Annotated in this window: 18 protein-coding genes; 3 read left to right on the top strand and 15 right to left on the bottom strand. The window is 63.0% G+C overall.

Annotated elements, in window-relative coordinates:
* The first annotated feature begins 305 nt into the window (after positions 1-305).
* Complete coding sequence (locus tag SPE70_RS17645) at positions 306-836, top strand: flavodoxin (RefSeq protein WP_008804122.1); 531 nt, start codon at positions 306-308, stop codon at positions 834-836.
* A gap of 22 nt (positions 837-858) precedes the next feature.
* On the opposite strand, the gene nifM is transcribed toward SPE70_RS17645, so the two are convergent.
* The 14 genes from nifM to nifH form a co-directional block, all read right to left on the bottom strand.
* Positions 859-1,659, bottom strand: a complete 801-nt coding sequence (gene nifM / locus SPE70_RS17640) for a nitrogen fixation protein NifM (protein WP_136047308.1) — start codon at positions 1,657-1,659, stop codon at positions 859-861.
* On the bottom strand, positions 1,659-2,102 hold the full coding sequence (locus SPE70_RS17635) for a nitrogen fixation protein NifZ (RefSeq protein ID WP_012541106.1): 444 nt from the start codon (positions 2,100-2,102) through the stop codon (positions 1,659-1,661). The genes nifM and SPE70_RS17635 overlap by 1 nt, the downstream gene beginning before the upstream one ends.
* Positions 2,099-2,356 (bottom strand): nitrogenase-stabilizing/protective protein NifW, encoded by a 258-nt coding sequence (locus SPE70_RS17630; RefSeq protein ID WP_008804125.1) that lies wholly within the window; start codon positions 2,354-2,356, stop codon positions 2,099-2,101. Before SPE70_RS17630 ends, SPE70_RS17635 begins: the two co-directional genes overlap by 4 nt.
* A 2-nt stretch (positions 2,357-2,358) precedes the next feature.
* Positions 2,359-3,501, bottom strand: coding sequence for a homocitrate synthase (gene nifV, locus SPE70_RS17625; protein WP_032700998.1), 1,143 nt, complete (start codon positions 3,499-3,501; stop codon positions 2,359-2,361).
* Positions 3,502-3,516: 15 nt separating this feature from the next.
* Positions 3,517-4,719 carry a cysteine desulfurase NifS gene (gene nifS, locus SPE70_RS17620; protein ID WP_023297938.1) on the bottom strand — a complete coding sequence of 401 codons (1,203 nt, stop codon included), beginning with the start codon at positions 4,717-4,719 and terminating at the stop codon, positions 3,517-3,519.
* A gap of 15 nt (positions 4,720-4,734) precedes the next feature.
* Positions 4,735-5,574 carry a Fe-S cluster assembly protein NifU gene (gene nifU, locus SPE70_RS17615; RefSeq protein ID WP_016161450.1) on the bottom strand — a complete coding sequence of 280 codons (840 nt, stop codon included), beginning with the start codon at positions 5,572-5,574 and terminating at the stop codon, positions 4,735-4,737.
* 194 nt (positions 5,575-5,768) lie between these two features.
* On the bottom strand, positions 5,769-6,239 hold the full coding sequence (locus tag SPE70_RS17610) for a NifB/NifX family molybdenum-iron cluster-binding protein (RefSeq protein WP_008804129.1): 471 nt from the start codon (positions 6,237-6,239) through the stop codon (positions 5,769-5,771).
* Positions 6,226-7,611 (bottom strand): nitrogenase iron-molybdenum cofactor biosynthesis protein NifN, encoded by a 1,386-nt coding sequence (gene nifN, locus SPE70_RS17605; protein WP_016161449.1) that lies wholly within the window; start codon positions 7,609-7,611, stop codon positions 6,226-6,228. The genes SPE70_RS17610 and nifN overlap by 14 nt, the downstream gene beginning before the upstream one ends.
* Before the next feature lie 9 nt (positions 7,612-7,620).
* Positions 7,621-8,994, bottom strand: a complete 1,374-nt coding sequence (gene nifE / locus SPE70_RS17600; RefSeq protein ID WP_117123125.1) for a nitrogenase iron-molybdenum cofactor biosynthesis protein NifE — start codon at positions 8,992-8,994, stop codon at positions 7,621-7,623.
* A gap of 582 nt (positions 8,995-9,576) precedes the next feature.
* The gene (locus tag SPE70_RS17595; RefSeq protein ID WP_012967614.1) at positions 9,577-10,239 is read right to left on the bottom strand and encodes a NifB/NifX family molybdenum-iron cluster-binding protein; all 663 of its coding nucleotides are present in this window, start codon (positions 10,237-10,239) and stop codon (positions 9,577-9,579) included.
* A 10-nt stretch (positions 10,240-10,249) separates the two neighbouring features.
* Positions 10,250-10,468, bottom strand: coding sequence for a putative nitrogen fixation protein NifT (nifT, locus tag SPE70_RS17590; protein WP_004203557.1), 219 nt, complete (start codon positions 10,466-10,468; stop codon positions 10,250-10,252).
* Between the two features lie 39 nt (positions 10,469-10,507).
* Positions 10,508-12,070 carry a nitrogenase molybdenum-iron protein subunit beta gene (gene nifK, locus SPE70_RS17585; RefSeq protein WP_008804133.1) on the bottom strand — a complete coding sequence of 521 codons (1,563 nt, stop codon included), beginning with the start codon at positions 12,068-12,070 and terminating at the stop codon, positions 10,508-10,510.
* A 55-nt stretch (positions 12,071-12,125) separates the two neighbouring features.
* Positions 12,126-13,574 carry a nitrogenase molybdenum-iron protein alpha chain gene (gene nifD / locus SPE70_RS17580; protein ID WP_012541112.1) on the bottom strand — a complete coding sequence of 483 codons (1,449 nt, stop codon included), beginning with the start codon at positions 13,572-13,574 and terminating at the stop codon, positions 12,126-12,128.
* A gap of 16 nt (positions 13,575-13,590) precedes the next feature.
* A complete protein-coding gene (gene nifH, locus SPE70_RS17575; protein ID WP_004203553.1) occupies positions 13,591-14,472 on the bottom strand; it encodes a nitrogenase iron protein in 882 nt (293 codons plus the stop codon).
* Between the two features lie 403 nt (positions 14,473-14,875).
* On the opposite strand from nifH, the gene nifJ reads away from it, so the two are divergent.
* Positions 14,876-18,391 carry a pyruvate:ferredoxin (flavodoxin) oxidoreductase gene (gene nifJ, locus SPE70_RS17570; RefSeq protein ID WP_039104100.1) on the top strand — a complete coding sequence of 1,172 codons (3,516 nt, stop codon included), beginning with the start codon at positions 14,876-14,878 and terminating at the stop codon, positions 18,389-18,391.
* A gap of 16 nt (positions 18,392-18,407) precedes the next feature.
* Here the strand turns inward: nifJ and SPE70_RS17565 are convergent, their stop codons facing one another.
* A complete protein-coding gene (locus SPE70_RS17565) occupies positions 18,408-18,716 on the bottom strand; it encodes an ArsR/SmtB family transcription factor (protein WP_008804136.1) in 309 nt (102 codons plus the stop codon).
* 240 nt (positions 18,717-18,956) lie between these two features.
* On the opposite strand from SPE70_RS17565, the gene fusA reads away from it, so the two are divergent.
* Positions 18,957-21,059 (top strand): elongation factor G, encoded by a 2,103-nt coding sequence (fusA, locus tag SPE70_RS17560; protein WP_023297933.1) that lies wholly within the window; start codon positions 18,957-18,959, stop codon positions 21,057-21,059.
* Positions 21,060-21,109: the final 50 nt, after the last annotated feature.

Below are 21,109 nucleotides of genomic sequence, written 5' to 3'. Positions count from 1 at the left end.
TCGCAGTTATGACAAATTGTCCGACACCGTGCGCGAAACGCGGCGGGGTAAGCCGAACCCGGATAACCATGCAAAGTGTGCGCCCTTATCGGAACGACCACGCGAAACATTGATCCGACAGGGGGAAAATTCACGGATTTTTACCTTTCGCCCCGCCGGGGGCGCCTTTGGCGCGCGGCATCGTGATGCGAAGCGATCCTGATGGGGCAGGGATGGGCCGTCGCGGTGCAGGGCAACCTGGCACAGCCTTCGCAATACCTCTGTCGTCATTCCTTTTTTCAACACCATTCCGACAGGAGCGTACTATGGCGAACATTGGCATTTTCTTTGGTACCGATACCGGTAAAACCCGCAAGATCGCGAAAATGATCCACAAGCAGCTGGGGGAGGCCGCCGCCGCCCCGGTCAATATTAACCGCGCCACGCTGGCGGACCTGCTGGCCTACCCGGCCCTGCTGTTGGGGACGCCGACGCTGGGCGACGGCCAGCTGCCGGGCCTCGAGGCCGGGGGCGAGAGCGAGTCGTGGGCCGAGTTTATCCGCAACCTCGGCGACGTTAGCCTGCAGGGGAAAACGGTGGCGCTGTTTGGCCTCGGCGATCAGCGTGGCTATCCGGATAACTTCGCCAGCGGGCTGCGGCCGCTGTACGACGCCCTGCGTGCCCGCGGGGCGACGATGATCGGCAGCTGGCCGAACGAGGGGTATGAGTTCAGCGCCTCATCGGCGCTGGAGGGGGATCGCTTTGTCGGACTGGTGCTGGATCAGGATAACCAGTTCGACGAGACCGACGCGCGGCTGGCGACCTGGCTTGAGGAGATTAAACCGCATCTGCTGTAGGCGATGGCGGGTAGCCTGTCGGCTACCCGCACAGCCCCGGCTGGCGCGCTAACATCTCGGCCAGCCACTGGCGCTGGTGGCGGCGCTGGCTCTGTTGACTGAGGTAATCGCGGGCGCTTTCCAGCGCCTGCTCAGGCGTCATCGGCGCGGCAGGGCGAATGGCCTCACACCAGATCAGATGCCAGCCGAGCTCACTGGCCACCGGCGCGCTCAGCGCATTTTCCACCAGCGCAAACAGCGCCTCCTCCAGCTGCGGATAGAGCAGCCCCCGGCCGATCCACCCCAGCCGCCCGCCGTCCAGCGCGCTCGGGCAGTGGGAGTGTCGCTGGGCCAGCGGCGCAAACGCCTCGCGGGAGGCTTCGATTTGCCCATGAAGCTCCCGTATGCGCGAGTAAACCGCCTGGTCGTCGCCATCGACGGTGAGCAGCAGATGGCGGGTCAGGCGCTGTTCCGGGCGCATAAACTGCGCCTGATGCCGCAGATACCAGGCCTGCACCGCGGCGGGATCCGGCCGCGGCGCCTGGCTGGCAATCCCGGCGAAGGCGGTTTCCAGCCGGGCGTGGTGCAGGACGATCGCCGCCCGCTCCGCTGGCGTAAATCCTCCCTCATCCAGCCAGGCGCCCAGCGAAGTGGCGAGGCCCTCCTGCAGCGCGGCGGGGATCGCCTCCGGCGCAATCTGGGCGACAATAACCTGCTCCATCTGGGCCTGGCGCTGCCAGGCCGCCTCGAAGGCCTGCCGGTCGACCGCGGCGATGGCCGCCGGCTCGCAGTTCCAGCGGCTCTGCGCCAGCCGCTGCCGGCCAAATCGTTGCCAGGGCTCCATTATTCTTCCTCCTCTGCCAGCGCCAGCGCGCTTACCGGGACCTGGAACCAGCGGCCGCCGAAGTCGACGATATAGCCGTCGCCATGCTCGCCCCGGTCGGTGGCTTCGATGCGCCCCAACTGACCGACGCTGACCACCATCTCGCCCTGCATCGCCAGCGCCGTCTGACAGATTACGCTATCGCCATACTGCAGATTGCCGGCCAGCCAGGGCCGATCGCCGGCAATCAGCTCCTGTTCGCGACAGCCGACCACCCGGTCGCAGTCCGGGAAGTGGATCTGGTAGATGATCTGGTCCTGCAAGAATACTCCCCAGTCGCGGACATAGCCGATGCTGCCCCGGCGCACCAGCAGGGCGCCGGACGGCAGGCCCGCATAGGTGCCATCGTTACGGATGGCGCGCACGACGCGGACCGCTTCGCTAAAGGTAAATCGGGGTCTCATGGCGTGTTCTCCTCGAACTGTTGCTGATAACTCTCCGCCAGCAGTCGGCGCGCCAGCAGCCAGTGCGCGCGCGGGTTATCCTCCAGCTGGTTGAGCAGAGGCACTTCCGCCTTCAGCTTGCGGTGAAAGGTGGCCAGCACCGGCAGGCTGCAGTGCGCCAGGCGCTCGGGCTGATAGGGAACGGCGAAAAACTGAAAGAACGCATCGGCGGAGCGCAGGTCGCCCACGCCGGGGATCTGATAAAACCACTCCATACTCACCCCCTGGCCTGCAGCGTTTCGGCGCTGCAGAGCGCGTGGTAGATTGCCGCCAGCTCATCATCCCGCGGGCTGCGTTTGCCGTTTTCGGCAAAGCGACGGAGCGCTGGCAGCAGCTGGTCAATTTGCGCTGATGTCAGGTGATAACCCATCCGATCGAAGACGCCGTTAACCGCCTGGCGACCGGAGTGTTTGCCCAGCACCAGCCGATAGCCGCGGCCCAGCAGGGCGGGGTCGATCGCCTGATAGCTCTCGCTGTCGCGCAGCAGCGCCGCAACGTGCACGCCGGATTCGTGGGTAAAGACCAGCTCACCCACCAGCGGCTGCTGGGGATCCACCGGGCGGCGGGTGGCGAGGGCCACCTGTTCGCACAGCGCCGGCAGGGCGGTGAAACGCACGCCGGTCTTGACCTCCAGGCAGCGCTCCAGTCCGAGCGCCACGGTCTCCAGCGCCGCGTTGCCCGCGCGTTCGCCCAGGCCCAGCACGGTGGTGTTCACGCTGGTGGCCCCGGCGCGCACCGCCGCCAGGGTGTTGGCGGTAGCCAGGCCCAGATCGTTATGGGCGTGCATCTCGAGTTCGCCGGGCCAGACGCGGCGCAGGGCGGCGATCTGCGCCGCGGTGGTGAACGGGTCGAGGATACCGACGGTATCGGCATAGCGCAGACGGGTGGCTCCCGCCTCCCGGGCCAGGTGGGCAATGTCCTGCAGCGTCGCGTCGCTGGCTCGCGAGGCGTCCTCACAGCCAATGCAGACCTTCAGGCCAAGGGTGTGGGCGAGGTGGATCAGGGCCGCCAGCCGCTCCAGCAGCAGCGGTAAGCCTTCGCGCAGTTTGTACTGCCGCAGCTTGTCGGAGGCGGGGATGGAGATATCCACCCAGTCCATGCCCAGGTCGGCGCTCTGGCGAATTTCTCCCGCCTGCATCCGGCACCAGGTCATCAGCGTGGCGCCCGGGAGCTGACGGCGCACCTGCCGGATGCGGGCGCACTCCTCCTCGCCCATCGCCGGGGTGCCGACCTCCATGGCTTCGATCCCCGCCGCGTACAGCGCCTCGGCGATGGCGATCTTTTCGCTGGCCTGAAAGGCCACGCCGGGACTCTGTTCACCATCGCGCAGGGTGGTGTCGTTAATCAGTACGCGTCCCATCATTGTCTCCCCGCATTAGCCGTAGACCGGCGTGAAGGCGCCATCCTGCAGGTGCGGCTGACCCTGTCGCCAGTAGGGCGACAGGGCGCGCAGCCGGTCGATAACCGACGGCAGGGTGGCGATGACGTAGTCGATCTCTTTTTCCCGGGTATAGCGTGAGAGGGAGAAGCGGATGGTGCCGTGGGCCGCAGTGTAGGGGATATTCATTGCCCGCATGACGTGCGACGGCTCCAGCGAGCCGGAGGTGCAGGCGCTGCCGCTGGAGGCGGCGATCCCGGCCTGATTCATCAGCAGCAGGATTGCCTCGCCCTCGATACACTCGAAGGCCAGATTGAGAGTGCCGGGCACCCGCGGCTGGCTGCCGCCCATCACCGTCACCGCCGGGATAGTGGCCTGGAGATGCTGTTCAAGACGATCGCGCAGCTGGCTAATCTGCGCCATGCCCGGCAGATGAACCTGTGCCAGCTCGCTGGCGGCGCCCATCCCGACAATGCCGCTGATATTTTCCGTACCGGCCCGCCGGCCATGCGCCTGGTGGCCGCCGCGCAGCAGCGGGCGAAAACGCGTTCCCCGCCGCAGCCAGAGGCAGCCCACCCCTTTGGGACCGTGGAATTTATGCGCCGAGCAGGAGAGCATATCGATCCGCGTCTGGCTGAGCGCCATCGGGATTTTGCCCACCACCTGCACCGCGTCGCAGTGAAACAGCGCGCCCTGCTCATGAGCCAGCTCCGCCAGTTCGGGCACCGGGAACATGACGCCGGTTTCGTTATTGGCCCACATGATGCTGACCAGCGCCACGCGCGGGCTAAGCGCCGCCCGAAACTGCGCCATATCCAGGGCGCCCTGCTGATCCACGGCGATACGGTGGATCAGGTATCCCTGACGCTCCAGCTGTTCGCACACCGCCAGAGTGGCGGGATGTTCGACCGCGCTGGTGATGATTTCGCGCCGCTCCGGCATCAGGGCCACCGCCGAGGCGATGGCGGTGGTGGTGGCCTCGGTGGCGCAGGAGGTAAAGATGATCTCGCTGGGGTAGTCGGCCCCGAGCAGGGCGGCCACCTGCTGGTGCGCCCGTTCAAGGGCCGCCTGCGCCGGCAGACCAAAATCGTGTATCGACGAAGGGTTGCCGTAAAAGTCGGTTAAAAAGGGCATCATCGCGTCGAGAACCATCGGGTCGAGACGGGTGGTGGCGTTGTTATCGAGATAAACAGGTTTCATCGTATCCCCCTTGGGTTAGTTAACCGCGGCCGGGGCCGCCACCACGTCCATGTAAGTTCCGGTACGCTCCATCAGCTTTTGCTGCAGCCAGGCGAGGGTCATGTCGGTCATCATGCAGCCGCTGCAGCTGCCGGAGAGGCTGACGGTCACCTGACGCGGGGTGACGTTGAGCAACGTCATGTCGCCGCCGTCGGCCTGAATGTGCGGGCGCAGTTCGTTGATGGTATCGACCACGCTTTGCCAGTGCGCATCGTGGGTCGTCTCCGCTGGCAGGGGCGCTGGCGGCTGTTGGGCGAGGATCGCCGCCAGAGCCAGCTCAATTTTTTCATGGCAGGCGGTGCAGCCGCCGCCGGCTTTGGTGTAGTTGATCACTTCCTCGAGGGTGGTCAGGCCGTTGTTCACCACGGCCCGGCGAATATGCCCTTCGTCGACGCCGAAGCACTTACAGATCAGCTTGCCCTCCTCATGCTCCTCCTCAAGGCTTTCGCCGCGAAAATGGGCGATGGCCGCACGCAGCGCTTCCTGGCCCATCACCGAGCAGTGCATTTTTTCCGGCGGCAGACCGTCGAGGTAGTCGGCGATCTGCTGGTTGGTGATCTGCCCGGCTTCGGTCAGGGTGTGGCCGATAATCAGCTCCGTCAGCGCGGAAGAGGAGGCGATGGCGCTGCCGCAGCCGAAGGTCTGGAAGCCCGCCTCCTCGATGATCTCGGTCTGCGGATCAACCCGCAGCATCAGGCGCAGCGCATCGCCGCAGCTTAATGAACCCACATCGCCCACCGCGTTGGCGTTGTCGACCACGCGCGCGTTGCGGGGATGAAAAAAATGGTCTTTCACTTTCTCGGAGTAGTTCCACATGCTGTCAGCTCCAGGGATGATGACGAAAACGCCGGGGCGCGGTACACCGCAGACTGGCGGTGGTACTGACCCCCAAGCAATTGCGATACCAACGCATAAAAACCTTATTTGTTAATGACCTGACGGGTTAAGCGCCCCCGACAGGGCCGACACTGTTGTGGCGTTTTGTGGGCTTTGTCACATAAACGACAGGATCAGGGGAGCGGGTCGGGCTCCTCCCGCCACGCCGGCTCCTCCAGCAGGCGGTTAAAGCGCTGCGGATCGCGTTGCCGCGCGCTGCGGCGCTGCGCTTTTTCATACCAGGAGAGTTGGATCTCCTGCAGCAAGCCGAGGATGGTGGTCTGGTCTGGGACGCGTTCGGCGCGGACGCCCACCTGCAGCAGCTGGCGAAAAACCGCCTCGCCAATCGCCACGCAGAACAGGGTGACGCAATCCTCAAGGGCATGGATGCGCTCGGCTATCTTCTCGGTCTGGTGACCGCTGGCGACCGGGAACTCCACCACCCGCAGCAGGGTGACCCGGTCGGCTTTGACGCCGTAGACCACCAGCCGCGGCGTGGCGCCGAAATGCTGATCGACGTGGCGGTAATCGGAGCTGGCGAAGGCGACTTTCATCGACCACTCGTCGGCGTGGACCATATCAAACTGACGGTTAATGGGCGGCATAAGCGTCTCCTGAAGCCGGCTGGGGAGCGGCGCCCTGGCGAAGCGGCGAGTGGTAGAGGGCGGTGTGGTGATGGCGGTCGCGCAGCAGATTGGCCAGCTCAAACAGCGTATCTCGCATACCGGCGTACCCCTGGCGGACGCGACGAAACTCACCGAGCCGGTCGAAGAGGGGAAAACCGACGCGGATCAGCGGCAGGGCAAACTGCTCCGCCAGATCGCGGGCGTGAGAGTTAGCCACCAGCAGATCGGCGGGGTGGTGGCTCAGCAGCTGCTGCAGATCCTCAAGATCCCCCGGCACGACCTGATCGACCGGCAGCTGGCGCAGGCTGGGGTGGCTGGTGGGGGCGACCAGCGGGCCGGGCTGCATCCCCTGGCTGCGGGCGAAATCACACCACGCCGCCAGCAGGTCGCCCTCCGCCGCCATCGCCATGCGCTGGCCCTGAAGCCACATATGGCAGTCGATCATCGCATCCTGCAGCTGGCCGCGCTGGCGCTCAATCCAGGCCGGTACGCGGCGTCCGGACATCTTCGCCAGCTGATGGATAAAGGTATCGCAATGGTCGAGGGTCATCAGATGCGGCAGGGCGATCACGTCGCCGCGGCTGCGTTGGGTCAGGAGCGATGCCGCCCGCTGGAGCGACACGCCAATGGCGAAGCTGCCCAGACTCTGGCCCATCTGGGCAATCTGGCGCAGCGAGGCGCCGCCCTGGGTCAGGGGCGTAAAATCCCCTTCACCGAGGTGGCCATCCATTGACTGCGAGAGGTCCGGCAGGATCACCGGCTGCAGGCCAAAGGCCTCCACGCAGCGGCCCAGCCATTCGATATCCCCTGGCGAACAGAGGTGGCTGACCAGCAGGTTGACCCGCCGGGGTCGCTGCCCCGGACGCGGCGTCGGCGCGACCCACTGCTCGATCACGCTCTCGATCACCGCGCTGTAGCCGTTTTCCATCGAGCCAAAAAAATCCGGGGTATTGACGGTGAGGATCGCCACGCCGTTATGGCGCGGATGCGCCTCGCGAAACTGGCGCACCACCCGGGCGATATCGCTGCCCTGCGCTTCCGCCAGACCGGTGCTGAGCAGCACGATGGCCTGCGGGCTGTGGCGCTGGCAGAGGGTGTCGAGCGCGGTGAAGATATTGCCGTCGGCCCCCATGATCGTGGCGGTCGGATCCATGGCCGTCGACTGCAGTGGCACCGGGTCATGGAAATGCTGAATAAAGAAAACTTTGGCGAAGGCGCTGCAGCCCTGGGCGCCGTGGACCAGCGGGATGGCCTGGGCCAGCCCAAGGCTGGCGAGGATTGCCCCGAGCGGTTGCCCGGTTTTAATCGGGCTCACCGCCAGCGGTTTTTCACTGCGGATAATATCTGCCATGGTGTTCTCCTAGCGCCACGGGGCGCGGGCATGCGTTTGCGGCCAGACGGGGCTGGCGAGGGTCAGACAGAGCTGGCGGGCGAGGGTGATGATGCCCTGATAGCCGGCGTAGGCGTGCTCGCGCTCCTGATTGATATCGAGAAACGGCAGCCGGGCTTTCCAGGCGGTGTACATATTGCGTCCGCCGGCGATCATCAGGTCGGCCTGATAGCGGTACACCACGTCGAGCAGGGTGCGGGCATTGCCCTCCTCAAGCATCACCGCCTCGTCGCCCATCAGCTCACGGATCCGCTGTTTGTCCTCCTCCGTGGATTTCCGCGTGCCGGTGGCCACCACGGTCATGCCGAGATCCTGCAGGGCTGATACCACCGACCAGGATTTCACGCCGCCGGTGTAGAGCAACACTTTGCGCCCACGGAGCTGCTCGCGCCACGGCGCCAGCGCCTGCTCCGCCGCCTGCTCTTCGCGGGCGATCAGCGCCTCGGTGCGGCGGAACAGGTCGTCATCCCCCAGCAGCGTCGCCAGCTGGCGCAAGGCGTCGGAGGTGGCGCGGATCCCGTAGAAGCTGCCTTCAAACCACGGCGTGCCGTAGCGCAGCTCCAGCCCCCGGGCGACGTTGATCAGCGCGCGCGAGCACACCAGCATATTGGCCTGCGCCCGGTGCAGGGTCTGGATCTCGGCAAAGCGGCCGTCGCCGGAGAGGCTGCCGAGGACGCGGATCCCCAGCTCGTCGAGCAGCGGCTGGACCTGCCAGAACTCGCCGGCGATATTGAATTCGCCAATCAGGCCGATATCGTGGCGCTGGGCCGGGGCAAAGGGCGTGTTGTCTGGCCACGGGGCCGGTTCGCGCTGGCCAATCACCTGCCTGAGCATCACGTCGCCCGCCATTCGGTTGCCAAGATTTTTACTGCCGTAGAAACCGGCGGCGTCAATGGCGATGACCGGGACGCCGGTGGCGGTCTGTGCGGCCTGGCAGACGGCCTCCAGGTCATCCCCCTCCATCGCCGGTACGCAGGTGTTGTAGATAAAGACCGCCGCCGGATGATAGCGGTCGACGATGTGACGGACGGCGTGGAACAGGCGGCGTTCGCCGCGGCCCATAATCACATCCTGTTCGTTAAGATCGGTGGTAAAGCCGAGCCGGTTGAGGGCCGGGCCGGCGCTGACGCTGCCGCGGTTATCCCACGAGCTGCCCGCGCAGCCGATGGGGCCGTGCACCAGGTGCGCGACGTCGGCGATGGGCAGGAGCGTTATCTGCGCGCCGTCGAAGGCGCAGCCGCCGGCGGTTGCGCCGGGCTTAGGAGCGCTGCAGCCGGATTTTTGCTTCTGGTTGTGCTCGCAGGCGGGTTCGTCCAGCAGCGCCAGAATTTCCTTTCCCTTCATAGTGACCTCGTTGACGGTGGGAGACCGGAGAGGTGATGCAATTCGCGCTCCAGGGAGAGGGAGATTGATTTTTAAGGGAAAAGGGTTGTGGGTTTTGCGACAAAGGCAACAATCAAACAGGGGGAAGGCATGATTTATCGCGCTGATAACTGGATTTACCGCGACAGTATTGCCGCATATTGGCGAATGACGGGAAGGGTCGATAAGGTGGAATATTCCGTTCACCGACCTTCCTCACTATTTCATTGCGCCCTCTGCGGGTGAACGGCATGGGGGGCGTTTCGCCCGCCCCCCATGACCCCCAGCATGGCGCTGAAAATTGCCGCTGCGCGGTCCGCTCCACTCCGGCTTCATCTGGCGGAACGGGCGGACTCGACATCCTTGTCTCGACCGCCCTCTGGCCGCCGTCCTGGCGGCCAGTCCTGGATGCGCGCCTGCGTTCTCGCCAATTTTCCTGATGCGCCCAACCCCCGGCTGTTACTTTTGTCCCTGTCCTGCGGCGCTTGCCTTGCTGAAAGAATGTTCCCTGCGGGGGCAAAAAAAGGCCCGCGGGGTCGGCGGGCAACAAGCAAAACGCAACGATTAAAAAACACGTTCCTCCAGAGGGTTATCCCGATTGAGGCGCTTCGCCAGCCACGGCGGCAGCCGACCGGCCAGCATCGCGCTTACCGCGTCGCACTGAGCCTGAATCGTCGTGCCCGGCGGCGCTTTCATTGGATGGATCTGATGGCGGATCAACCTCGCGGCGGCAGGCCCGCCAATCTCCTGACAAAACAGCAGATGGCAATCCTCCAGCAGCCTGGCGCGCATCTCGCTGGCGTCCGACGCCGCAGAAGAAGACGCATAGCGGCGCAGATCCGCCAGCCAGCCTCCCTGGTCATCGAAGGCATAGATAAAAAACAGCCGGTTCTGGCCAAAATGACCATTGATGGCCAGGCCATCCTGCGAGCAAAAAGCGACCCGCAGCTGCGGCGTTCGCTGAGGGGGGCGGGCGATGCGCAAATGGCCGGGCAGCACCCCCTGCAGGCAGGCGATGACCCGCGCCCAGCGGGCCGGGGACATCACCGCCGTCGCCGAAGGAAAGCTGGCGGCCAGCTGAGGCTGCGTCAGGGTGGTTAACCGTGCCGGGGTCAACGTTTCGCCGCACTCCTGCGCCAGCCAGTCGACGACTTGCACCGGCTGCAGCTCCGGCAGCGTCTGGAACAGCGCCAGCAGACGCCAGAAAAGGGTATCGTTGTCGGACATTTCCAGCTCCTTATAGCAGCGTGCTGCGGGTGGCGCGCAGGCTTATCGGGAAGACGGGTCGCCCCGGCTGCGGATTGACGTAGTAGCGACGTCCCCCCTCGAGGGCAATCGCGCCGCCCCAGCGGTCCGTCTCGTCATGTTCGACCTGGAGCACCCGGGCCTCCAGATCCTGTTTGGCGATATAGGCATACAACGCCTCGCCGCGCTCACGGAAAATCACGATGGGCATACTCCCTCCTGGCCCCGCCTGCGGCGGGGCGCCTGATGGTTAACGAACGAGGTCGAAGCTGTAATCGGTTTTGCCCAACTGGCTGGTGTCGTGGTCCAGTTTTTCCAGCACGGCGTTCACCAGCGTCGTGACGATGTTCATTGCGCCTTCATAGCCCCAGGTGGTCTGGCGGTGCAGATGATGGCGATCGAACAGCGGAAAGCCCAGACGGATCAGCGGCACTTCGAAGGCTTTGCCCTTCGCCAGGGTATCGCGCTGGATAAACTTGCCGTAGGAGTTACCGATCATAAAGTCCGGCTGACGGGTGAACATCAGCGACCGGAAGTGCCACAGGTCGCAGTTGATGAACACTTCGCTTTCCTGACCGTACGGCGAGGCATCGAGCATTTTCTTCATCGCTTTTTGCCAGCGTTTATTGGCGTTATGGCTGAGGATCACCGTCGGCTCGCAGCCCAGCTCCAGCAGGAAGCGCGTCAGCCCCATCACGAAATCCGGATCGCCGTAGAGGCCGAATTTTTTGCCATGCAGCCAGGTGTGGGAATCCAGCATCATGTCGACCAGCCGGCCGCGCTCCAGGGTCAGAGCGTCGGCGATCGGTTTGCCGGTCAGCTGACTGACGGTCATCAGCAGCGCGTCGGTGGCGGCCAGGCCCAGCGGAACGGCCACCTCGGTGGCGGGCTGGTTCCACATCTCCTGAACCACCTTTTTGCTTTTCACCAGCTGCCACGGCTGCAGCAGCAGGGTGTCAATGGCGTCCGGCGCGGTTTTGATCTCCTGCTGGCTGGTGCCGCCGGCGTACATCCGGTAATGGCCGTCGGCGGGGGTGTCGAGCACCTCTGATGGGTCGGAGAGCAGGCTGCACGGGACATCCATCTGCGCCATCATCCGCTTCAGCACGCGGAAGTTGCCGAGATAGGTCTCAAATCCGGTCACCAGATTGAGCTTTTGCTGTTTGCCCGGCTGCCCGGCGTAGTCAGCGGTAAAGGTCTTCGCGAACCCTTCGAACATATTGTCCCAGCCGGTGACATGGCTGCCGATAAAGCTGGGGGTATGGGCGTAAGGAATGGCGATGCTGTCGTCAACAAATCCCTCTTTTTTGGCGTTGGCGATAAACGCCTGCAGATCGTCGCCGATCACCTCGGCCATACAGGTGGTGGAGACGGCGATAATCTCGGGTTTATACAGCGCGCTGGCATTCTGCAGGCCCAGATTCATGTTGTTGTTGCCGCCGAACACCGCCGCGTCCTCGGTCATGGAGTCGGAGACGCAGGCGACCGGCTCTTTAAAATGGCGGTTAAAGTAGGTGCGAAAATAGGCGACGCAGCCCTGGGAGCCGTGCACGTAGGGCAGGGTGCCGGCGAACCCCAGCGCGCAGAGTACGGCGCCGAGCGGCTGGCAGGCTTTGGCCGGGTCGACGGTCAGCGCCTCGCGCTGGAAGTTCAGCGCTTCATACTCGGCGGTGGTGGTCCAGGCAAAAACCTCCTGCACACGCTGCGCGTCGTGCGCCTCTTCAAGGGTCTTTTTATTCTGGAACAGGGTCTGGTATTCATCCTGTTCAAACAGCGGATAACAGCTGTGAATTTTATCGATCGTTTGGCTCATGGTGTTCTCCTCCCGCGCCACAAATCGGTGGACTGACGGGACAGTGAAGGGGCAATCACGCAGACTTCAGCCACGGGGCAGTCAGTTCGTTCCACGCCGGATTGTTCAGGGTCATATCCATATCGCGGGCAAAGATGGCGAAGCCGTCATAGCCGTGATAGGGGCCGGAATAGTCCCAGGAGTGCATCTGGCGGAACGGCACCCCCATTTTCTGGAAGATATATTTCTCTTTGATCCCGGAGCCGATGAGGTCAGGTTTCAGCGCTTTGACGAAGGCCTCCAGCTCATAGCTGCTGGCATCGTCAAACAGCAGGGTGCCCTCTTTCAGGTCCGGCAGGGTGCGGTCGTAATCATCGTTATGGGCAAACTCGTAGCCGGCGGCGATGATCTCCATCCCGAGATCCTCATAGGCGCCGATGACGTGGCGCGGTCGCAGCCCCCCCATGTACAGCAGCACTTTGCGCCCCTCCAGCCGCGGGCGATATTTGGCGATGATGGCCGCCATCTGCCCCTCATATTTGGCGATCACCGCTTCCGCATTGGCGCGAATGGTGTCATCAAATTGATCGGCGATCTTGCGCAGCGATTCGGCGATTTTGGTCGGGCCGAAGAAGTTATATTCCATCCACGGGATCTGATGTTTCTCCTCCATATGGCGGGCGATATAGTTCATCGAACGGTAGCAGTGGACGAGGTTAAGCTTAACGAATGGGGTGTTCTCCATCTCCACCAGGGTGCCGTCGCCGGACCACTGCGCCACTACGCGCAGCCCCATCTCTTCCAGCAGAATGCGCGAGGCCCAGGCGTCGCCGCCGATGTTGTAATCGCCAATGATGGCAACATCATACGGGGTGCTGGCAAACGGCTGCCCTTCGCGATTGTTCAGCACCCAGTCGCGCACCACGTCGTTGGCGATATGGTGGCCCAGCGATTGCGATACGCCGCGAAAGCCTTCGCAGCGCACCGGGATCACCGGTTTATCCAGCGCCTTGCTGCTGGCGTTGGCCACGGCGCTGATGTCATCGCCGATCAGGCCCACCGGGCACTCCGACTGGATGGTGATCCCTTTGGTCAGCGGGAACAGCAGCTCCATCTCTTCGATCAGTTTGGTCAGCTTTTTATCGCCGCCGAAAACAATATCGCGCTCCTGAAAATCAGAGGTGAAGTTCAGGGTGCCGAAGCTGTCGACACCGCTGACGCCGGTATAGTAGTTGCGCCGTCCGGCGCGCGAATACTGGCCGCAGCCGATGGGGCCGTGCGAGATATGGGCCATGTCTTTGATTGGCCCAAACACCACCCCTTTCGAGCCCGCATAGGCGCAGCCACGCACGGTCATCACCCCGGGCTGCGATTTACGGTTCGAGATAATGCACTTGCCGACGCTCTCCATCTGCGGATCGCTGATCATCATGTGCTTTCTGCGCTCTTTGCGCGCGGTTTCGGGAAACACCTCCAGGACTTCCTGGATGAGCGCAAGGTTACGTTCGCCTGTTGCGTTGGTCATGGTGAGGATCCTGTGCTCAGGCCGCGTTTTCTTCAGCGGCGGTTTTACCAATGATGCTGGTGTCTTCTTCTTCCATGATGCCGAACTCCATCAGCAGCGATTCCAGCTCGTCCATGGTGCACGGCGTCGGCACCACTTTTTTGGTGTTATTGACGATCTTCTGCGCCAGTTGACGATATTCGTTGGCCTGCTGACAGGTCGGGTCGTACTCGATCACCGTCATCCGGCGGATCTCCGCGCGCTGCACAATGTTGTCGCGGGGAACGAAGTGGATCATCTGCGTGCCAAGCTTCTCCGCCAGGGCGATGATCAGTTCGTCTTCCCGGTCGGTTTTGCGCGAGTTACAGATCAGGCCGCCGAGGCGCACCTTGCCGGATTTGGCGTACTTCACGATCCCTTTGGAGATATTGTTGGCGGCATACATCGCCATCATCTCGCCGGAGCAGACGATGTAGATCTCCTGGGCTTTGTTTTCGCGGATCGGCATGGCGAAGCCGCCGCAGACCACGTCGCCGAGGACGTCATAGAAGACGAAATCCAAATCTTCTTCATAGGCGCCTTCTTCCTCGAGGAAGTTGATGGCGGTGATCACCCCGCGTCCGGCACAGCCGACGCCTGGCTCCGGGCCGCCGGATTCGGCGCAACGGACATCGCCATAGCCGATTTGCAGCACGTCTTCGAGCTCCAGATCCTCGACCGAGCCCACTTCCGCCGCCATCTCCATGATGGTGTTCTGGGCTTTAGCGTGGAGGATCAGACGGGTGGAGTCCGCTTTCGGATCACAGCCGACGATCATCACTTTCTTACCCATCTCGGCGAGGGCCGCGACGAGATTCTGGGTGGTGGTGGATTTACCGATACCGCCTTTACCGTAGATAGCGCATTGACGCATGGTCATGGTGACTTCTCCTGTTGTTGAGTGTTTGCCAGCAGAGAAGTGCAGGGAACGTACCAGCTGCGAATTTTTGCTCAGTTATTTGATCAATAAGTGTTTTTTGTAAAACGGCCGCGCCGGGAGGCTGAGCAAACGGCACAATAACGCTACCAAATGTGCGAAACAGAACAATTTCCCGCCACGGGCCCGGCGCGGCGCTTTGTCACCTGTTCAACAGCTTGTCGCGCACAGTGTCTTATTCCCCGCAATCCCGCCGGACGGGCCTGTGCGTTTCTTCCCTTAACCTGTTGAATTGATGAGTGACAGGCGGCAATTCGCGAGCTGGCACAGGCTGTGCTTGGAGAGGTGACAGGGTTTGCCGCGGGCTGCCGCGGTAAAGAGAACGCTCACCTTTGAGGATTGAACGATGTCCGGAAACATGAAAACAATGGATGGCAACACGGCGGCGGCCTGGATCTCCTACGCCTTTACCGACGTGGCGGCCATCTACCCCATCACCCCCTCCACGCCGATGGCGGAAAATGTCGATGAATGGGCCGCTAAGGGGAAAAAGAATCTGTTTGGCCAGCCGGTGCGCCTGATGGAGATGCAATCCGAAGCCGGTGCCGCCGGGGCGGTGCACGGCGCGCTGCAGGCGGGAGCGCTCACCACCACCTACACCGCGTCGCAGGGGCTGCTGCTGATGATCCCCAATTTGTACAAAATTGCCGGTGAACTGCTGCCGGGCGTTTTTCACGTCAGCGCGCGGGCGCTGGCGACCAATTCGCTGAATATTTTTGGCGACCATCAGGACGTGATGGCGGTACGCCAGACCGGCTGCGCCATGCTGGTGGAGAATAACGTTCAGCAGGTGATGGACCTGTCGGCGGTGGCGCACCTGGCGGCGATCGCCGGGCGGATCCCGTTTATCAACTTCTTCGACGGCTTTCGCACCTCGCACGAAATACAGAAAATTGAGGTGCTGGCGTATGAGCAACTGGCGACGCTGCTGGACCGGCCGGCGCTGGAGCGCTTTCGTCGGCAGGCGCTGCACCCGGATCATCCGGTGATCCGCGGCACCGCGCAAAATCCGGATATCTACTTCCAGGAGCGGGAGGCGGGTAACCGCTTCTACCTCGCACTGCCCGATCTGGTGGAAAGCTATATGGCGAAGATCACCGCGCTGACCGGGCGGGAATATCACCTGTTTAATTACCACGGCGCGCCGGATGCCGAGCGGGTGATTATCGCCATGGGCTCAGTGTGCGACACCGTCCAGGAGGTGGTGGAGACGCTGAATGCGGCGGGGGAGAAGGTGGGGCTGCTCAGCGTCCATCTCTATCGGCCGTTCTCGCTGGCGCACTTTTTCGCGCAACTGCCCGCCAGCGTGCAGCGTATTGCCGTCCTTGACCGCACCAAAGAGCCGGGGGCGCAGGCGGAACCGCTGTGCCTCGACGTCAAGAACGCCTTCTATCAACGCGACGATGCGCCGCTGATCGTCGGCGGCCGCTACGCGCTCGGCGGTAAGGACGTGCTGCCCAACGATATCGCCGCGGTGTTTGACAACCTCAGGCAGCCGCAGCCGAAGGACGGCTTTACCCTGGGTATTGTCGATGATGTCACTTTTACCTCGCTGCCCGCCCGGCAGGAACCGCTGGCGGTCTCCCATGCCGGGATCACCGCCTGTAAATTCTGGGGGATGGGCTCGGACGGCACCGTCGGGGCGAACAAAAGCGCCATCAAGATCATCGGCGATAACACGCCACTCTACGCCCAGGCCTACTTTTCCTACGACTCGAAAAAGTCCGGGGGGATCACCGTTTCGCACCTGCGCTTTGGCGACCGGCCGATCACCTCGCCCTACCTGATCCACCGGGCCGATTTTATCGCCTGCTCTCAGCAATCCTATGTCGACCGCTACGACCTGCTGGAGGGGCTGAAGCCGGGAGGCACCTTTCTGCTCAACTGCAGCTGGTCCGAGGCAGAGCTGGAGCAGCACCTGCCGGTCAGCGTCCGGCGCTATCTGGCGCAGGAAAAGATCGACTTTTATACCCTTAATGCGGTGGACATTGCCCGCGAGCTGGGCCTCGGCGGGCGCTTTAACATGCTGATGCAGGCGGCGTTCTTTAAGCTGACGGCGATTATCGATCCGCAAACGGCGGCAGACTATCTCAAGCAGGCGGTGGAGAAAAGCTATGGCAGCAAAGGGGCGAGCGTCATTGAGATGAACCAGCGGGCTATCGAGCTGGGGATGGCGGCGCTGCACCGGGTGACGGTACCCGCCCACTGGGCGACCCTCGAGGCGCCGGCACCGCAGGCGAGCGCCCTGATGCCGGACTTCATCCGCGATATCCTGCAGCCCATGAACCGCCAGCGTGGCGACCTGTTGCCGGTGAGCGCCTTCGCCGGGATGGAAGATGGCACCTTTCCCTCCGGCACCGCCGCCTGGGAGAAGCGCGGCATCGCGCTGGAGGTGCCGGTCTGGCAGCCTGACGGCTGTACCCAGTGTAACCAGTGCGCCTTTGTCTGCCCGCATGCGGCGATCCGCCCGGCGTTACTGAGCGCTGAAGAGCAGGACACGGCTCCCGCCGGGCTGCTGAGTAAACCCGCCCAGGGGGCCAAAGACTATCACTATCATCTGGCCATCTCGCCGCTGGACTGCTCCGGCTGCGGCAACTGCGTGGAGAGCTGCCCGTCGCGCGGCAAGGCGCTGCAGATGGTCTCCCTCGACAGCCAGCGTGCGATGGCTCCGGTCTGGGATTACGCCCTGGGACTGGCGCCAAAAGATAACCCGTTTCGCAAAACGACGGTCAAAGGCAGTCAGTTCGAAACGCCGCTGCTGGAGTTTTCCGGCGCCTGCGCGGGTTGCGGAGAAACGCCCTATGCCCGGCTTATCACCCAGCTGTTTGGCGACCGGATGCTGATCGCCAACGCCACCGGCTGCTCTTCGATCTGGGGCGCCAGCGCGCCTTCGATGCCCTATACCACCAACCATCGCGGCCACGGGCCGGCCTGGGCAAACTCGCTGTTTGAGGATAACGCCGAGTTCGGTCTCGGCATGATGCTTGGCGGCCAGGCGATCCGCCAACAGATCGCCGAGGAGCTGACCGCCGCGCTGGCGCTGCCAGTCAGCGACGCGCTTCACGCCGCGATGCGGCAGTGGCTGGCGCAGCAGGATGAGGGGGAGGGGACCCGCGAGCGCGCGGACCGCCTCAGTGCGTTGCTGGCGGCGGAAAAAGAGGGCGTCCCGCTGCTGGAGCAGCTCTGGCAGAACCGCGACTATTTCGTCCGGCGTTCGCAGTGGATCTTCGGCGGCGACGGCTGGGCCTACGATATCGGCTTTGGCGGCCTCGATCATGTGCTGGCCAGTGGGGAAGACGTCAATATTCTGGTGTTTGATACCGAGGTCTACTCCAACACCGGCGGCCAGTCGTCCAAATCGACCCCGGTGGCGGCGATCGCCAAATTTGCCGCTCAGGGGAAACGCACGCGTAAAAAAGATCTCGGCATGATGGCGATGAGCTACGGCAATGTTTACGTCGCCCAGATCGCCATGGGCGCCGATAAAGATCAGACCCTGCGGGCCATCGCCGAGGCCGAGGCCTGGCCGGGACCGTCGCTGGTGATCGCCTATGCCGCCTGTATCAACCACGGTCTGAAAGCCGGGATGCGCTGCAGTCAGCGCGAGGCGAAGCGGGCGGTGGAGGCGGGATATTGGCACCTGTGGCGCTATCATCCGCAGCGGGAAGCCGAGGGCAAAACGCCGTTTATACTGGACTCCGAAGAGCCGGAAGAGAGTTTCCGCGACTTTTTGCTCGGCGAGGTGCGCTATGCCGCGCTGCATAAAACCACGCCGGATCTGGCGGACGCGCTGTTCCGGCAAACGGAGGACGATGCCCGGGCCCGTTTCAGGCAGTATCAGCGGCTGGCGGGAGAGGAGTAGGCTGTCGGTTAGCGATTCACGGCTGCTGCATCACGTTCAGCAGCGTATCCAGCAGGCCGGGAAAACGGGCGTCCAGATCTTCCCGGCGCAGCGAAATCATGTTCTCCCGTCCCTGAGGCCGTTGCCAGATCACACCGCTGTCGCGCAGGACGCGCCAGTGGTGGGTCATGGTGGACTTGGCCACCTCTTCCTGGCGCAGAGCGTTGCAGCTCAGCTCGCTGCCGTCGGCCAGCGTGCGGATGATCTCCAGTCGCAGTGGGTTACCGAGCGCGGAAAGGACATTTTCCAGGCGAATTTGTTCTCGTTCGGGGTGATTGGCGATCATAATAATCCTGTGTCGGCGGTGGCGCGGCGCATGGCAGCCGCAGCCCATATCGGCGGCTGGCGGCTACTATACCCAAACTCCGGTTCTGATGCCACGCGCGCCGCCGCAACCTGACCAATCGTAATAATAGCAAAAATAGTTCGAATATACTCGTACAGTTGTACTATGATAGGCGGCAGTTAAATGAACTGCGGATCATTCCGACCGCAGACTGACAGTCAAAACGACTAAGGACGCATCATGCCCCGACCCATCCCCCTCGAACGTTATCGCAACATCGGTATCTCCGCGCATATCGATGCCGGTAAAACCACCACCACCGAGCGCATCCTGTTTTATACCGGGATGAGCCATAAGCTTGGTGAAGTACACGATGGCGCGGCAACCACCGACTGGATGGCCCAGGAGCAGGAGCGCGGGATCACCATTACCTCGGCGGCGGTGAGCTGCTTCTGGCCGGGTATGGACCGCAGCTTCGAGCCGCACCGGATCAATATCATCGACACCCCGGGGCACGTGGATTTCACCATTGAGGTGGAACGTTCCATGCGCGTGCTCGACGGCGCGGTGATGGTGTATGACTCCGTCGGTGGGGTGCAGCCCCAGTCGGAAACCGTCTGGCGCCAGGCAAATAAATACCACGTTCCGCGGCTGGCCTTCGTCAACAAGATGGACCGCCCCGGCGCGGACTTCTTCCGCGTGGTGCAGATGATGATCGACCGCCTGAAGGCCAACCCGGTGCCGATTGTGATCCCCATTGGCGCCGAAGAGCATTTCACCGGCGTTGTCGATCTGGTGAAAATGCGCGCCATCCTGTGGGATGACGCCACCCAGGGCATGACCTTCAGCTATGGGCCTGTCCCTGACGATCTGCTGGCGACGGCACAGCAGTGGCGGGAGAAAATGGTCTCGGCGGCGGCGGAAGCCAGCGACGCGCTGATGGATAAATACCTGGAAACCGGCGAGCTGGACGAGGCGGAGATCGTTGCCGGTCTGCGCCAGCGCACGGTGAAGGGGGAAATCCAGGCGGTGCTCTGCGGGAGCGCCTTTAAAAACAAAGGCGTGCAGCGCATGCTCGATGCGGTGGTGGAGCTGATGCCGTCGCCGCTGGATATTCCGGCGATACAGGGCGTTGATGAGAAAGGCCAGCCGGCGGAACGCCATCCGAGCGACGATGAGCCGCTGTCGGCGCTGGCGTTTAAACTGATGACCGACCCCTACGTCGGCCAGCTGACCTTTATCCGCGTCTACTCCGGGACGCTGAAGAAAGGAGATGCGGTGTGGAACCCGGTGAAGGGCAAGAAAGAGCGCATCGGGCGTATCGTGCTGATGCAGGCCAACGACCGCCACGAAGTTGACGAACTGCACGCCGGGGATATCGCGGCCTGCGTCGGTCTGAAGGATGTGACCACCGGTGATACGCTGTGCGATCCGGATGCGATCATTACCCTCGAACGGATGGAGTTTCCGGAGCCGGTGATTTCGCTGGCCATTGAGCCGAAGACCAAAGCGGATCAGGAGAAAATGGGCATCGCGCTGCAGCGGCTGGCGGCGGAAGATCCGTCGTTCCGTCTACATACCGATGAAGAGTCCGGCCAGACGATTATCTCCGGCATGGGCGAGCTGCATCTGGAGATCATTGTCGACCGGATGAAGCGCGAGTTTGGCGTCGAGGCCAACATTGGTCGTCCGCAGGTCACCTACCGCGAAACCCTGCGCAAGAAAGTGACGGACGTGGAAGGCAAATTTGTGCGCCAGTCCGGCGGCAAAGGGCAGTACGGGCACGTCGTGCTGACCCTGGAGCCGCTGGAGCCGGGCAGCGGTTTCGTCTTCGAGGACGCCACCAAAGGCGGCGTGGTGCCACGCGAGTACATCCCTTCCGTGGAGAAAGGGCTGCGCGAAGCGATGGGCACCGGCGTGCTGGCGGGTTATCCGGTGGTTGACGTGAAAGCGACCCTGACCTTCGGGTCGTACCACGACGTGGACTCCTCGGAGATGGCGTTCCGCATGGCGGCGATCTTTGGCTTCCGGGAAGGCGCGCGCAAAGCGGATCCGGTGATCCTTGAGCCGGTGATGCACGTCGAGGTGGAGACGCCGGAAGAGTACGCCGGGAACATTATGGGCGATCTCTCTTCCCGTCGCGGGATGGTGCAGGGGATGGAAGAGCGCTTCGGCAGCCAGATCATCCGCGCCGACGTGCCGCTGGCGGAGATGTTTGGTTATTCCACCACGCTGCGCTCGATGTCTCAGGGACGGGCAACCTACAGCATGGAGTTCCACCATTACGCGGAAGCGCCGCGTAATGTGGCGGATGAAATCATCGCCAGCCGCGCGAAAAGCTAAGCAACGTTCCCGGGGGCGACGCGAGGCGTCTTACCCGGGCTACGAGTCCA

Source organism: Klebsiella sp. ZJOU C1, assembly GCF_035620215.1.
GTDB lineage: Bacteria > Pseudomonadota > Gammaproteobacteria > Enterobacterales > Enterobacteriaceae > Klebsiella > Klebsiella variicola.
This window is presented reverse-complemented; position numbering and strand designations above follow the sequence as displayed.